Origin of the sequence: Bradyrhizobium sp. 21 (genome assembly GCF_023073335.1) — a bacterium.
GTDB lineage: Bacteria > Pseudomonadota > Alphaproteobacteria > Rhizobiales > Xanthobacteraceae > Bradyrhizobium.
This window is the reverse complement of record NZ_JADPJG010000003.1, coordinates 231880-246140: the sequence shown is the minus strand read 5'-3', so window position 1 is coordinate 246140 and position 14261 is coordinate 231880. Positions and strand designations below refer to the sequence as shown.

Sequence of the window (14261 nt, the reverse complement as noted above, 5' to 3'; positions counted from 1 at the left end):
GTTCGCCGGCCCCCCGCGGCATTCCCATTCCAATTTCAACTGTAAAGGATGATTCGCGCCCGGCGTCTTGCCTGAGCGTGCACTACAGTTTGTAGGCGGTCCTGAATCCGCCCCAGTGTCGGCCCTGCACGCGGATCGGGACGTCGATCTCGCGCATCATCACCGTATTACCGTTGCCCATGTCGCGCGCATAGCTCTGGACCAGATACGAGCGCAGGTTGCGCGCGGCGGCCAACCCCGCCGGATCGTTGAACATCCGCCGGTTACGGCTGTTGGCCGTGTTCCAGGCGGCATCACCCGGCCGCTGCGGATGCGAATAGATCCTGTTGTGCACCGGCAGGAAGCCGTTGCGATCGACCATGGCGCAGAATGCCATGCGCTGGTCCTTTGCCAGAAAAGCTTCCTGGAACGGCGGCAGCGCGCGGTCGGCCCAGTCCAGATATCTGGTGCGATATTGCTGCGGATTGGTGCCGGCGATTTCGGCATAGTCGGTGTCGAAGAGATCGTCGATTTTGACTTCGCCGCGCGCGACCGCCTGCTCGAAGATGGTGGTCAGCGCGTTGCCCGCCTCCATGGCACGGGTGACGAACTCCGTGTTTTCTTCGTGGATCGCCCAGAGCCGGTCTTCGATCTTCTCGCTGAGCGCGGCATTGGGGTTGACGAATTGCGCGCGGGCGCCGGCCTTGGATTGCTCGACCACGCGCAGCCGGCAGGCCCCAACGTCTTCGAGGCTGCCTTCGATCATGGCTTGCGGTGCAAGGCGCCCCGCGTCCGCGCCGCCGATCAACACGCCGTCCATCGATATCTCGTAGACCGGCAGCACCCCGCGGGTGGTTTCGAGCTTGAGATGGCAGGGCAGCCGCTCGGTCTTGCGGCGGTCGTCGTGCTCGCTCTGGCGGAGCAGAACGGCGCAGCGCGATTTCAGTTTCTGCGCGAAGGCGGTCACCGCCTTGCCGGCGCTGGCGACGTTCTCGCCGTGGGTTTCGGCCGCCTTGGTCGCAGCATCGATCTCGGCCGCGCTTTCGCCGACCGAGACGATGAACTCCGACGCGCTTGTCGCGTTGCCGGAGACTTCGCTGGTGGTGGCGTTCTGTTCGGCGACCGCGTCGTTGACGGTCTCGAATACCGGGCGGATCGCCTCGATCGCCTGCGAGATGCGGTGCACCGCATCCGCAGAGCCGGCGGCGTCGCGCTGGAGGGCGTCGATCTTCCGGGTGATCTCCTCCGTCGCGCCCTGGGTCTGCACCGCGAGTGCCTTGACCTCGGTGGCGACGACCGCAAAGCCTCTTCCCGCGGCGCCCGCGCGCGCTGCCTCGATGGTCGAGTTGAGAGCGAGCAGCGTCGTCTGCCGCGCGATCTGCGCGATCAGATTGACGACGTTGCCGATGGCGGCCGAGGACTCGCGCAGGCGGTCGACATTGGCGCGGGCTTCCTGCGCCGCAGCGCTGGCCTCGTCGGCGAGCTTGCTGGCCTCGCGGACCTGCGCGCCGATTCCATGCGCGGATTGGGTGAACTTGTCGGCGGCCTGGGCGAAGGTCGAGGCGTTCGACTGCGCGGAATTAGTTCGCCCTGTCAGTGCGTCGGTGCGCTCGCGGATATCGGCAAGCGTCGCCGCGGTCGCCTCGGCGCCGCCGGCGACCGAATTGGCGGCGCGCTCGAGTTGGCGAATCATGGCGCCGAGCTCGAGTTCCAGCAGTTCCAGGATTTCTTTGGCCGAATCGCCTTCGGCGGCCGGAGCGGGCTCGGAATGGGCCGCCGGCTGCGCAGCCTGCGGGCTTGCCGCAGGCGCAGCCATGTCCGGCAGACGCTTCCGAAATAGTCCGAACGCCATCGGGGAAAATCTCTTGTCGGGGAACAGTCGGGCGTTATTTTCGCAGTCTGGAGTGAAGTCAGGGTTAACGATGCCTGATTTCTAGGCGCGAGGCACTACTGTGTTACCCTAAGATCGCGGAGCCCCTTTGATTCCGGTGGGTTGGCAGCCTATAACGCCGCGCTTCCCACGCTCACCTTTGGCTACGATTCCCTAGAGAAGACCACGCATGGCCGGACATTCCCAATTCAAGAACATCATGCACCGCAAGGGGCGGCAGGATGCCCAGAAGTCGAAACTGTTCGGCAAGCTGGCGCGGGAAATCACCGTCGCGGCCAAGCTGGGCACGCCCGACCCCAACATGAACCCGCGCCTGCGCGCGGCCATTATCGCGGCGCGCCAGGAGAACATGCCGAAGGACAATATCGAGCGCGCGGTCAAGAAGGCGCTCGGCAACGAGGGCGAGAACTATGACGAGATCCGCTACGAGGGTTACGGCCCCGGCGGCGTCGCCGTCATCGTCGAGGCGCTGACCGACAACCGCAACCGCGCCGCCTCCGACATCCGCTCCTTCTTCACCAAGTCGGGCGGCAATCTCGGCGAAACCGGCTCGGTCTCCTTCATGTTCGACCGCACCGGCATCATCGAATACGACCGCAGCGTCGCCTCCGACGATGCGGTGCTGGATGCGGGAATCGAAGCCGGCGCCGATGACGTCGTGTCCGGCGAAGGCGGCCACGAGATCTACGCCTCGACAGAAAGCTATCGCGACGTCGCAAAGGCGCTCGAGGCCAAGTTCGGTGAGCCGCGCAAGGCCGCGCTGATCTGGAAGCCGCAGAACACGATCGCGGTGGACGACGAGACCGGCGAGAAGCTCTTGAAGCTGATGGACCTGCTCAACGAGCATGACGACGTCCAGCACGTCTACGCCAATTTCGAGGTGTCGGACGCGCTGCTGGCGAAGATGGGCGGGTAGGGGCCCACTTCCCCTGTTACTTCCGTTCTGTTTCTGTTTCCCTCCCCCCGGCCAGCCGCTATCACTGGCCCATGACTGCGCTCCCGATTCGTGGCCCCGTTCGCATCATCGGCATCGACCCCGGCCTGCGCCGCACCGGTTGGGGCGTGATCGAGGCTGAGGGCAATCGTTTGATCTACGTCGCCTGCGGTTCGGTGGAACCGCCGGACGATCTGCCGCTGGCGAGCCGGCTGCTCGGCATTCATGAAGGGCTCGCGGCCGTTCTCGCCAATCACAGGCCGATGGAAGCCGCGGTCGAACAGACTTTCGTCAACAAGGATGGCGTCGCGACGCTGAAGCTCGGCCAGGCCCGCGGCGTTGCCATGCTGGCGCCCGCAATGTTCGGCATTACTGTTGCCGAATACGCGCCGAACCAGGTGAAAAAGACGGTGGTCGGCGCCGGCCACGCCGACAAGCACCAGATCGCGATGATGCTCAAGATTTTGCTGCCCAAGGCCGATCCGCCCTCCGCCGACGCAGCCGACGCGCTCGCCATCGCCATCACCCACGCCCATCACCGCCAGAGCACGGCGCTGCGGTTGAAGGTGGCGGGTCTATGATCGGCAAGCTCAAGGGCCTGATCGATTCCTACGGCGAGGATTTCGTCATCATCGACGTCGGCGGTGTCGGTTACCAGGTGCATTGCTCGACCCGCACGCTGCAGCATCTGCCCTCGCCGGGCGAGGCTGCCGTGCTGTCGATCGAGACCTATGTCCGCGAGGACGCGATAAAACTGTTCGGCTTCCGCAGCGATCAGGAACGCGAATGGTTTCGCCTGCTCCAGACCGTGCAGGGCGTCGGCGCCAAGGTCGCGCTCGCCGTGCTCGGCACGCTGGCGCCCTCCGATCTCGCCAATGCCATCGCGCTGCGCGACAAGAACGCGGTGGCGCGCACGCCCGGCGTCGGCCCCAAGGTCGCCGAGCGCATCGTCACCGAATTGAAGGACAAGGCGCCGGCTTTTGCCAATGCCGATCCCGCCGCCGTGCATCTCGCAGGCGCCATCGACGACCAGCGCGCGCCGCGGCCTGTCGCGGATGCGATCTCCGCGCTGGTCAATCTCGGCTACGGCCAGCCGCAGGCTGCAGCCGCCATCGCATCGGCATCGCGCAGCGCGGGTGAGAATGCCGAGACGGCGCAACTCATTCGCCTCGGCCTGAAGGAACTGGCGAAGTGAGCGATCCCAAGGCCAACCGCATGGTCACGCCCGAGCGCCGCAGCGATGATGTCGGCGACACCGCGCTGCGTCCCCAATCGCTGTCCGATTTCGTCGGCCAGCAGCAGGCACGCAAGAATCTCTCGATCTTCATCGAGGCGGCGCGCAAGCGCGGTGAGGCGCTCGATCACGTGCTGTTCGTCGGCCCTCCCGGCCTCGGCAAGACCACGCTGGCGCAGATCGTGGCCAAGGAGCTCGGTGTCGGCTTTCGCGCCACATCAGGCCCGGTGATCGCCAAGGCCGGCGATCTCGCCGCGCTGCTCACCAATCTCGAAGAACGCGACGTGCTCTTCATCGACGAGATTCATCGCCTCAGTCCCGCGGTGGAAGAGGTGCTCTATCCCGCGATGGAGGATTTTCAGCTCGACCTCATCATCGGCGAGGGCCCGGCGGCGCGCTCGGTGAAGATCGAGCTGTCGAAATTCACCCTCGTCGGCGCCACCACGCGCGCCGGCCTGCTCACCAATCCCTTGCGCGATCGTTTCGGCATCCCGATCCGGCTCAATTTCTACACCATCGAGGAGCTGGAAAGCATCGTCACCCGCGGTGCGCGCGTGCTCAATGTCGGCATGAGCGCCGACGGCGCCAACGAGATCGCGCGCCGCGCCCGCGGCACGCCCCGCATCGCCGGCCGCCTGTTGCGCCGTGTGCGCGATTTCGCCTCCGCTGCCGATGCGGCCTCGATCGACCGCAAGATCGCCGACCATGCGCTCAGCGCGCTCGAGGTGGACGCCGCGGGCCTCGACGCGATGGACCGCCGCTACCTCACGACCATCGCGCAGAACTATGGCGGGGGCCCGGTGGGCGTCGAGACGATGGCCGCTGCATTGTCCGAGCCGCGCGATGCGATCGAGGACATCATCGAACCCTATTTGATCCAGTGCGGCTATCTCCAGCGCACCCCGCGCGGCCGCCTGCTCACTTCGCACGCCTTCCGCCATCTCGGCATCAGTGAGCCCTCGCGCGATGCGGCGGCACAGTTCGGCCTGTTCGGCACCGACGAGAGCGACGACTGATCTGCGCAAGCGCATGGTGCGCGGGCCGTGATGAATTTCCGGTAATCTCGTGCAGAGGGACTGCACAAACACACCCCATTTCCGCTCCAATCGGATCGCATCGAGAAGCTGCATCACGATCGGGCTTTCATGATCACGCGCCGTCATCTCATCCGTTCCATCGGCGGGCTGTCCGCTCTCGCCGTCTCGACCGCCGCCTACGGCGTCGGAATCGAGCCGGTGCTGCGGCTTCGGGTCACCCGCTATCATCCGACGCCACGGCAATGGCCGGCAGATTTTCCGCTGAAGATCGCCGTGATCGCCGACATCCATGCCTGCGATCCCTGGATGTCGCTGGACCGGATCGAGGCCATCGTCGACCGCACCAACGCGCTGAACGCGGATATCATCGTGCTGCTCGGCGATTATGTCGCCGGCCTGCATCAGGTCACGCGCATCATTCCGTCGAGCGAATGGGCCAAGGTACTGGCCGGCCTCAAGGCCCCGCTCGGCGTCCATGCCGTCATGGGCAATCACGATTATTGGGACGACAGGACCGTGCAGCAGATCGGGCATGGGCCGACCATCGCGCATCGTGCGCTGGAGACGGCCGGCATTCCCGTCTACGAGAATGACGCCGTCCGTCTCACCAAGGACGGCCGTCCGTTCTGGCTCGCCGGCCTCGGCGATCAGCTGGCCTTCCTGCCGGCGCGGCGATTCCGGACCACGGGGCGCCTCGGCGCGGATGACCTCACCGCGACGCTGGCAAAAGTCACCGACGATGCGCCGGTGATCCTGCTCGCGCATGAGCCCAACATCGCGCCGCGCGTGCCCGCGCGCGTCGCGCTGCAACTGTCCGGCCACACCCATGGCGGCCAGATCCGCCTGCTCGGCTGGTCGCCGGCGGTTTCGCGGCAGCATGGCCTCCGGCTCGCCTATGGTCATGTCCGGCTGAAATGCGACGTCATCATTTCCGGCGGCCTCGGTTGCAGCCTCATGCCGATTCGTTTCGGGGTGCCGCCGGAGATCGTCGAGGTGGCGCTGGGGCGGGGGCCGGCGGTGGCATAGGCTGCGCTTGCGCGACCGACCGTTTTTGCGCAAAAACGGAGCGGTAGCGACAAGCAAAGAGGCTCGCGAAGTGACAGCCCATCTCGACGGCGAGATCCGCGACGGCCGCCATCACATGCAGGTCCGCGTCTACTACGAGGACACGGATTTTTCCGGCATCGTCTATCACGCCAATTATCTGCGCTACATGGAGCGCGGACGGACCAATCATCTGCGGCTGATGGGCGCCGAGCAGCAGGCATTGTTCGAGCAGACCGCGGCGGAAGACGCAAGCTTCGCCTTCGTGGTGCGCTCGATGCATCTGGATTTCCTCAGACCTGCCCGGATGGACGACGTGCTCGACGTCGTGACCTGGCCGGTCGCCGTGAAGGGCGCCTCCATCATGCTTGCGCAGGAAGTGCGGCGGGCTGAGGATGTGCTGGTGAAAGCCGAGGTGCGCGTCGCCTTCATCAGCGGCGGCCGTGCGCAGCCGATCCCGAAATCGATTCGCACGCTGATGAAGGCTGATCTGATTTCGTGATCGGGCGATAGCGGACGGCCCCTCGACTCTGCCGCATGCCGCGATAGATTGCGCTGCCGTCAACCGATGAGGCCATCATGTCGCGCCCGCCGCTTCCGCCTTTCACCCGTGAGACCGCAGCCCAAAAGGCGCGCATGGCCGAGGACGCCTGGAATTCACGCGATCCCGTGCGGGTCTCGCTCGCCTATACCGAGGACAGCCGCTGGCGCAATCGCTCCGAGGTATTTCAGGGCCGCGAGGCCATCGTCGCGTTCCTCACCCGCAAATGGGAGAAAGAGCAGGAGTATCGCCTGATCAAGGATCTCTGGGCCTTCGACGGCAACCACATCGCGGTGCGCTTCCAGTACGAATGGCACGACGCGGCTGGCCAGTGGTATCGCTCCTACGGCAACGAGCAGTGGGAGTTCGACGAGCACGGCCTGATGCGGCGGCGCGAGGCCTCGATCAACGACATCGCGATTACGGAGAAGGACCGCCGGTTTCACTGGGCGGCGCCGGGGGTGCGGCCGGCCGATGTGCCGGGGCTGGGGACGGATCCGTTCTGAACACTCGACCCTCATGGTGAGGAGCCGCGAAGCGGCGTCTTGAACCATGCAGGCCCTGCTGCTGCAGCGGGGCCTCGATCCTTCGAGACGCGCGCGAGAGCGCGCTCCTCAGGATGAGGGGATGGATTTGCGCGCCAGAAACCGCGTGATCGCGCCACCGAGCTTGGCGTTGTCCATCGGCTCCCCCAGTGACTCCCGCGCCGTGGCAACGACATCCTCCGGCGCCTTGCCGTCGCGGAGCTCGCAGCACACTTCCGCAAATCCCACGTCGAACTCCGGATGCGGCTGCACGGTCAGCGTCGCGCCGTTGGCGTAGAGCAGGCCGGCATGCGGGGTGAATTCGGACGAGAGGATCGTCAGAGCATCCTTCGGGGCTTCGACCACCTGGTCCTGATGCGAGCAGGCGATGGCGACCGCCTCGCCGTCGACGACGCCATTGTCCGGCAGCACCTGATAGACGTGCCGGCCGATGCCCCAGCCCTTCTCCGATTTGCGCACGGTGCCGCCGAGCGCCTGCGCGATGAGCTGATGGCCGAAGCAGATTCCGACCATCGGCGTCTTGTTGGCATAAGCCGTGCGCACGAAATCTTCCAGCGGCGCGATCCAGTCGAGCCCGTCATAGACGCCGGCGGCGGCGCCGGTGATCAGGACGGCCTCGAGCTTGCCCGGATCGGGGAGTGCGTCGCCATTCGGGATGCTGACCACGTCGACCATGGCCGTCGGATCCTCGGCGCGGACCATGCGCTCGAACATGTCTGGAAACGAGCCGTGCTGCTCGCGATATTTTTGCGGGACCTGCCCGGTCTCGATGATGGTGATGCGTGCCATGTGCCCCCCAAAGGTAAAAGTTTGCGAAGCTCAGTCGCTTTCTGCCCCATGTTGCTGGTGCGGCGTTGTGGGCTCCAGCAGCGCGCTTTCCTTGCGGACCTCGCTGAGAAAGGCCTTTGCCAGGCGCGACAGCGGCTCGGCTTCCGACCATAGCATATAGGCGACGGCGTGCGTCGTCGGCGTGAAGGGCCGGACGACGAGGCCGTTGCCGCCGTTCTGCCGCGGCGAGAAGGGATCGACCACCGCGGCGCCGACGCCGGCGGCGGCGAGCACGCACGCCGTGTTGCAGTAGCGTACCTCGACGGTCGGCCGGAACGGCGCGCCCGCCCGCGCAAAGCTGTCGCGCACGGCCTCGCCAAGACGCGTGCCGCGCTCGAGCCCTATCAAGGGCAGGCCGGACAGGTCCGCGGCCGAGATCACCGGCCTGTCGGCGAGCGGGTGCTGCGGCGGCAGCACGCACACCATCTCGCCGGTGTGCACCACCTCGTGGGCGATGCCGGGATGATGCGTCAGGCCGAGCGCGAAGCCGAGCTCGGCGACGCGGCTGAGCACGCCCTCGATGATGCCCTCATAGCGCCGCACGTCGAAGAACACCCGCGTCTCCGGGCGGCGGCCCAGGAAGGCCGATAGAGCAGCGGGGATGATGCTGTAGGCGAGCGGCGGCGTCGCGACGAGCGCGAGATGCCCGGAGCGGTTCTCGCGCAGATCGCGTACGCGGTTCTCGAGCTTGGCATGCAGCGCGAAGATGGCCTCGCTCTCCTTGTAGAGCGCCATCGCTTCCGCGGTCGGAAACAGCCGGTTGTTGACGCGCTCGAACAGCGCAAAGCCCGCCTGCGCCTCCATCGTCTTCAACGCGTTGCTGACCGCAGGCTGCGACAGCGCCAGCTCGTCCGCCGCCGCCACTGTGGTGCGGTGCCGGATTACGGCACGCAGGATCTCGAGCTGACGCAGGTTCATATCACTGCCGATTATACTCAGGGCCAAAACATCATAGCAGAACGAATTGATTTTGCAGCCCCGCTTCCGCGTAATGGCGGCGGATTTGCACGTCGCATCAAAGGGTTCATTCGCCCATTGAGGCAGCACTGCGCACAGATTGGAGGCAATCTTGGTTCGTGTCCTTCGCGCCGCCGCCGCACAGATGGGGCCGACGCAAAAAGCAGATACGCGCGAGCAGACGCTGAAGCGCATGCTCGACATGCTGGAGGAAGCCGCCGGCCGCGGCGCCAGCCTCGTGGTGTTCCCGGAGCTGGCCTTCACCACCTTCTTCCCGCGGTGGCTGCTCGAAGGCGACGCGCTCGACAGCTATTTCGAGCGCAGCATTCCGAACCCCGCGATCGCCAAGCTGTTCGACCGTGCGCGTGCGCTGCGCGTCGGCTTCTATGTCGGTTATGCCGAGCTGACCCCGGACGGTCGCCGCTACAATTGCGCTATCCTGGTCGATCGCGACGGCGAGATTTTGGGCCGCTATCGCAAGGTGCATCTGCCGGGCTCGGTCGAGCCTCGCGAAGGCGCGCGCTACCAGCAGCTCGAGAAACGCTATTTCGAATATGGCGACCTCGGCTTTCCCGCCTTCCGCGCCGGTTCGGCCTGGGCCCACGCCATCATGGGCATGATGATCTGCAACGACCGCCGCTGGCCCGAATCCTGGCGCGTGCTCGGCCTGCAAGGCGTCGAGCTCGTCTGCATCGGCTACAATTCGGCGGCCTACGATCCCAATGGCGGCACGACGGAAGACGGAGCGCTCCGCACCTTCCATTCGACGCTGGTGGTGCAGGCCAATGCCTACATGAACGCGACCTGGGCGATCTCGGTGGCGAAGGCGGGCGAGGAGGACGGCTCCGGGCTGATCGGCGGCTCCTGCATCGTCGATCCCAATGGACGAATTGTCGCACAGGCCCAGACGCTCACGGACGAGGTGATCGTCGCCGACGTCGATCTCGACCTCTGCCGCCAGGGCAAGGACAAGATGTTCAACTTCGCCGCACATCGGCGGCCCGAGCAATACAGGGTGATCACCGAGCGCGCCGGCGTCATCGAGCCGGCCGTTCTCGACGCTGACTAGCTAAATGGCACGGCGTTAGCAAAGAGATCGGCAAAGGAGCTGACATGACACGCCTCTCGCATTTCCTCGCTTTCGCAGCCTTGGCTGCCGTGACGTCGGCGCAGGCGGCCGAGCTTCCGGCGGAGATCAAGCAGGCGGGCACGCTGAAGCTCACGGCGAACTCCACCTACGCGCCGATGGAATATCGTGACCCCGCGACCAACGAGCTGGTCGGGCTCGATATCGATCTGGCAAACGAGCTCGCCAAGCGGCTCGGCGTGAAGATCGTCTGGAGCGAGACTCCGTTCGCCGAGCTGATCCCGTCGCTCCAGACCAAGCGCGCCGATTTCATCATCTCCGGCATCCAGGATCGCAGCTCGCGACGCGAAACGGCCGACTTCGTCGATTATCTCACCACCGGCCCGCAGTTCTTCGTGATGGCCGAGAGCGAGGCGAAGGCCGCAGCCGACCTCTGCGGCAAAAAGGTCGGCACCACCCGCAGCACCGCGTTCCCGCTCGAGATCGAGAAGTGGAGCAAGCAGAATTGCGAGGCGGCCGGCAAGCCCGCCATCCAGTACGTGCCCGGCGAGAACTCGATCGACGTTCGCAATCAGCTCAAGCAGGGCCGCATCGACGCCGCGGTCCAGGGCAGCGAGACCTTGCCCTATGCGCAATCGCAGGAGCCGGGAAAATACCGCGTCATTGGTGCGCAATTGTCCACGGGCTATCAGGGCATCATGTTCCGCAAGGATGACGCCGTCTTGCGTGAACTCGTGACGGAAAAGCTCACCGCGATGATCGCCGACGGTTCCTACAAGGCCGTTCTCGACAAATGGGGCCTTGGCGCGAACGCGGTCACCCAGCCCATGCTGAACGCGGCGCCGCAATGAAGCCGGTGCCGGCACTCGCGGAGGGTTTTCCCGATCTCTCGGGAATGCGGGTTGCGCGCGAGCCGCACTGGTTTCGCTGGCTCAGCGCCGCCCTGATCGTCCTCGTGCTGGCGGCGATCGGGCGCGCGTTTGCGAACGGTCAGATCGAATGGGCCTATGTCAGCCGTTTCCTGACTGCAAAGGTCATTCTCGAAGGCATCGTCAACACCATGGTGATGGCGGTGCTGGCGATGGCACTCGGCATTTTCCTCGGCGTCGTCGTGGCGGTCATGCGGCTGTCGCCCAATCCGGTGCTGAAGACGGTGGCCGCCGGTTACACCTGGCTATTCCGCGGCACGCCGTTGATCCTGCAATTGCTGCTGTGGTTCAACCTCGCGCTGGTGTTTCCGACCATCGGCATTCCCGGCCTGTGGAGCGCGCGCGCCGTCGACGTCATGACGCCGTTTCTTGCCGCGCTGCTCGGGCTCGGCATCAACCAGGGTGCTTACACCTCCGAAGTAATGCGAGCCGGCATGCTGTCGGTCGACATCGGGCAATATGAGGCGGCACAGGCGATCGGCATGGGACGGCTGCGCGCGCTGCGCCGGATCGTGCTGCCGCAGGCGATGCGGGTGGTGATCCCGCCGCTCGGCAATGAATTCATCGGCATGGTGAAGGCGACTTCGCTTGCGAGCGTCATCCAGTATCCGGAACTGCTGCACAACGCCGAAAACATCTACTATGCCAATTCCCGCGTGATCGAGCTGCTGATCGTCGCCGGGCTCTGGTACCTGCTCGTCGTCTCCGTCCTGACGCCGCTCCAGATGCTGCTCGAGCGCCGTTTTGCCCGCGGCACATTGCGGCTTGCGCGATGACAAAACCACTCGTCGCGATCCGCGCCGTGGCCAAGAATTTTGGCGAATTCCAGGCTCTCAAAAACGTCTCGCTCGACGTCTGGCCCGGCGAGGTGATGTGCCTGATCGGCGCCTCCGGCTCCGGCAAGACCACGCTGCTCCGTTGCATCAACCAGCTCGCCATGATCGATAGCGGCGGCATCTGGCTCGATGGCGAACTGCTGGGCGTGCGCGAGCAGGGTGGGCGGCTCCATCGGCTCAACGAACGGGAGATCGGGCGGCAGCGGCTGAAGACCGGCATGGTGTTCCAGCGCTTCAATCTGTTTCCGCACAAGACCGCGCTGGAGAACGTCACCGAAGGCCCGCTCCAGGTGCAGGGCCGCAAGGCCGACGAGGTGCGCACTGAAGCCGTTGAGCTGTTGCGCCGCGTCGGACTGTCGGCCAAGGCGGACTCCTATCCCGCGCAGCTCTCCGGCGGCCAGCAGCAGCGCGTGGCGATTGCCCGCGCGCTCGCGATGAAGCCGATGCTGATGCTGTTCGACGAGCCGACCAGCGCGCTCGATCCCGAACTGGTCGGCGAGGTGCTCGCCGTCATGAAGGAGCTGGCGAAGAGCGGCATGACCATGATGGTGGTGACGCACGAACTCGGCTTCGCCCGCGAGGTCGCAGACCGGGTCGTCTACATGGACCAGGGCGCGATCGTCGAGCAGGGCCGCGCCTCCGAGGTCTTGGGCGCGCCGCGCGAGGAGCGCACCAAGGCATTTCTTTCGGCAGTAATCTGAAATGGGGGCGTGTTGATGAAGAGAGTTTTGGTTGCGGCGGCGCTTTTGGGCGCCTTGAGTGCCTCGGCTTTAAGTGTTCAGGCTTGGGCCATCGAACTGCCGGCTGAGATCGCCAAGCGCGGCAGCATCAAGGTGGCGGTGGTGCCGAACTATCCGCCGATGGAGTTTCGCGATCCCGCCACCAACGCACTGTCGGGCTTCGACATCGATCTCGGCGAGGCGCTCGGGCGCAAGCTCGGCGCCAAGATCGAATGGACCGAGACCAGCTTTGCTGAGTTCATGCCGTCGATTTCGACGGGCCGGGTGGATGCCATCCTGTCCGGCTTCACCGACTATGCGAGCCGGCACGAGATTGCGTCCTTCGTCGATTATTTGCGCAGCGGTCCAAAATTCTTCGTGCAGCAGTCCCGCGCGTCGGAGTTCAAGGACATGGCGGCGTTGTGCGGCAAGAAGGTCGGCGCCAGCCGCCGAACCATGTTTCCGGCAGAGATCGACAAGTGGAGCCAGAAGAATTGCGGCAGCAATCCGATCCAGTTCGTCGGTACGGACGGTTCGGCAGATGCGCGCACGCAGCTCCGGCAGGGCCGTATCGACGCCGCCGTGCAGGGCAACGAGACGCTGCCCTATCTGATGGATCTCGAGCCGGGCACCTATGCGCCGGTCGGCGATCCCATTGCGACGCAGTTCACGGGCATTGCGCTGCCGGTCAAGGAAAAGGCGTTGCAGCAGGCGATGGTCGAGGCACTCGATGCGCTGATCGCCGACGGCACCTATCGTACCCTGCTTGCCAAGTGGAAACTGACCGACAACGGATTAGAGAAGGCGACCATCAATGCTGGACAGTAAGGCACTCCAGAGCATCCCGCTCGTTCCGGCCAACACCGCGGATCCCGCGCCGGAATATCCATGGCCGAAGCCGTATAATTCGGCGATGTTCCTGTCGTTCGACGTCGACGCGGAGAGCGCGTGGACCAGCAAGGACGCAGGTCATGCCCAGCGGCTCATCACCATGAGCTATGGCGGCTACGAGGCCCGCGTCGGCACGCCCAAGCTGCTCGAGCTGCTCGACCAGCTCGATCTCAAGGCGACCTTCTTCGTCACGGGTTGGTCGGTCGACGCGCATCCCGCGATGGCCGAGTCCATTCTCAAGGCCGGCCACGAGATCGGCCATCACGGTTATCATCATCTGCTGCCCGATCCCGGCGATCCCTGGATCGAGGAGGAGCTGGAACGCGGTTTCGAGGCGCTGAAGCGCCGGCTCGGCGTCAAGCCGACGGGCTATCGCGCGCCTTACGGCGAGTTCACCGAAGAGCTGCGCGTGGCGTTAGTGCGCCACGGCATCGTCTACACCTCCTCGTTCCGCGACGACGTCAGGCCCTATCGTCACCGCCTCGCCGACGGCAAGCCGGGCACGATCGAGCTGCCGGTTACCGCGAGCTATGACGACTGGATGCATGGCCTCTCCGCGCGCTTCAGCCCGCGCTCGATCTTCCCCAAGGAACACGTGCTCTCGATCTGGAAAGACGAGCTCGACGAGACCCGGGACTGGGGCGCGATGGTGACGACGGTGCTGCATCCGCAATGCAGCGGCCGTCCGATGCGGCTGCGCCTGCTGCGCGAATTTCTGACCTACGCAAGATCGTGCCCGGACGTGTGGATCACGACCGGCGAGAAGATCGCGGATAACTTCCTACGCCACGAGGCAGCCAGCCGTTGAG

Annotated in this window: 16 protein-coding genes; 13 read left to right on the top strand and 3 right to left on the bottom strand. The window is 65.3% G+C overall.

The genetic code is table 11. The features are described 5' to 3' along the window. Nucleotides 1-82 precede the first annotated feature (82 nt). A complete protein-coding gene (locus tag IVB31_RS06250; RefSeq protein ID WP_247319889.1) occupies nt 83-1831 on the bottom strand; it encodes a methyl-accepting chemotaxis protein in 1749 nt (582 codons plus the stop codon). A 208-nt stretch (nt 1832-2039) separates the two neighbouring features. Between IVB31_RS06250 and IVB31_RS06245 the strand changes: the two genes are divergently transcribed. The 7 genes from IVB31_RS06245 (at nt 2040) to IVB31_RS06215 (ending at nt 7166) form a co-directional block, all read left to right on the top strand. Beyond that, on the top strand, nt 2040-2786 hold the full coding sequence (locus IVB31_RS06245) for a YebC/PmpR family DNA-binding transcriptional regulator (protein WP_247319886.1): 747 nt from the start codon (nt 2040-2042) through the stop codon (nt 2784-2786). Between the two features lie 71 nt (nt 2787-2857). After that, nucleotides 2858-3385: a crossover junction endodeoxyribonuclease RuvC gene (gene ruvC, locus IVB31_RS06240; RefSeq protein ID WP_247319884.1), complete on the top strand. Its 528-nt coding sequence runs from the start codon at nt 2858-2860 to the stop codon at nt 3383-3385. Next, nucleotides 3382-3999 (top strand): Holliday junction branch migration protein RuvA, encoded by a 618-nt coding sequence (gene ruvA / locus IVB31_RS06235; RefSeq protein WP_247319882.1) that lies wholly within the window; start codon nt 3382-3384, stop codon nt 3997-3999. The genes ruvC and ruvA overlap by 4 nt, the downstream gene beginning before the upstream one ends. Nucleotides 4000-4019: 20 nt before the next feature. After that, entirely contained in the window at nt 4020-5054 is a 1035-nt protein-coding gene (gene ruvB / locus IVB31_RS06230; protein ID WP_247320373.1) for a Holliday junction branch migration DNA helicase RuvB, read from the top strand. A 129-nt stretch (nt 5055-5183) separates the two neighbouring features. Beyond that, complete coding sequence (locus IVB31_RS06225; protein ID WP_247319879.1) at nt 5184-6101, top strand: metallophosphoesterase; 918 nt, start codon at nt 5184-5186, stop codon at nt 6099-6101. Between the two features lie 115 nt (nt 6102-6216). Beyond that, nucleotides 6217-6621 (top strand): tol-pal system-associated acyl-CoA thioesterase, encoded by a 405-nt coding sequence (gene ybgC / locus IVB31_RS06220; protein ID WP_247320371.1) that lies wholly within the window; start codon nt 6217-6219, stop codon nt 6619-6621. A gap of 77 nt (nt 6622-6698) precedes the next feature. Continuing rightward, nucleotides 6699-7166 (top strand): nuclear transport factor 2 family protein, encoded by a 468-nt coding sequence (locus IVB31_RS06215; protein ID WP_247319869.1) that lies wholly within the window; start codon nt 6699-6701, stop codon nt 7164-7166. 108 nt (nt 7167-7274) lie between these two features. Here IVB31_RS06215 and IVB31_RS06210 read toward each other — a convergent pair whose 3' ends face one another. Both IVB31_RS06210 and IVB31_RS06205 read right to left on the bottom strand, forming a co-directional pair. Next, on the bottom strand, nt 7275-7994 hold the full coding sequence (locus tag IVB31_RS06210) for a type 1 glutamine amidotransferase (RefSeq protein WP_247319867.1): 720 nt from the start codon (nt 7992-7994) through the stop codon (nt 7275-7277). Nucleotides 7995-8024: 30 nt separating this feature from the next. Next, nucleotides 8025-8951 (bottom strand): LysR family transcriptional regulator, encoded by a 927-nt coding sequence (locus tag IVB31_RS06205; protein ID WP_247319865.1) that lies wholly within the window; start codon nt 8949-8951, stop codon nt 8025-8027. Between the two features lie 151 nt (nt 8952-9102). On the opposite strand from IVB31_RS06205, the gene IVB31_RS06200 reads away from it, so the two are divergent. Genes IVB31_RS06200 through IVB31_RS06175 form a run of 6 tightly spaced genes read left to right on the top strand, consistent with a single transcriptional unit; the run spans nt 9103 to nt 14260 of the window. After that, nucleotides 9103-10059: an N-carbamoyl-D-amino-acid hydrolase gene (locus IVB31_RS06200; RefSeq protein ID WP_256464293.1), complete on the top strand. Its 957-nt coding sequence runs from the start codon at nt 9103-9105 to the stop codon at nt 10057-10059. A gap of 44 nt (nt 10060-10103) precedes the next feature. Continuing rightward, the gene (locus IVB31_RS06195) at nt 10104-10928 is read left to right on the top strand and encodes an ABC transporter substrate-binding protein (protein WP_247319863.1); all 825 of its coding nucleotides are present in this window, start codon (nt 10104-10106) and stop codon (nt 10926-10928) included. Then, on the top strand, nt 10925-11782 hold the full coding sequence (locus IVB31_RS06190) for an amino acid ABC transporter permease (RefSeq protein ID WP_247319861.1): 858 nt from the start codon (nt 10925-10927) through the stop codon (nt 11780-11782). Before IVB31_RS06195 ends, IVB31_RS06190 begins: the two co-directional genes overlap by 4 nt. After that, complete coding sequence (locus IVB31_RS06185; RefSeq protein ID WP_247319859.1) at nt 11779-12543, top strand: amino acid ABC transporter ATP-binding protein; 765 nt, start codon at nt 11779-11781, stop codon at nt 12541-12543. The genes IVB31_RS06190 and IVB31_RS06185 overlap by 4 nt, the downstream gene beginning before the upstream one ends. 15 nt (nt 12544-12558) lie before the next feature. Beyond that, nucleotides 12559-13389: an ABC transporter substrate-binding protein gene (locus IVB31_RS06180; RefSeq protein ID WP_247319858.1), complete on the top strand. Its 831-nt coding sequence runs from the start codon at nt 12559-12561 to the stop codon at nt 13387-13389. Next, nucleotides 13376-14260 carry a polysaccharide deacetylase gene (locus IVB31_RS06175; protein ID WP_247319857.1) on the top strand — a complete coding sequence of 295 codons (885 nt, stop codon included), beginning with the start codon at nt 13376-13378 and terminating at the stop codon, nt 14258-14260. The genes IVB31_RS06180 and IVB31_RS06175 overlap by 14 nt, the downstream gene beginning before the upstream one ends. Nucleotide 14261 lies beyond the last annotated feature (1 nt).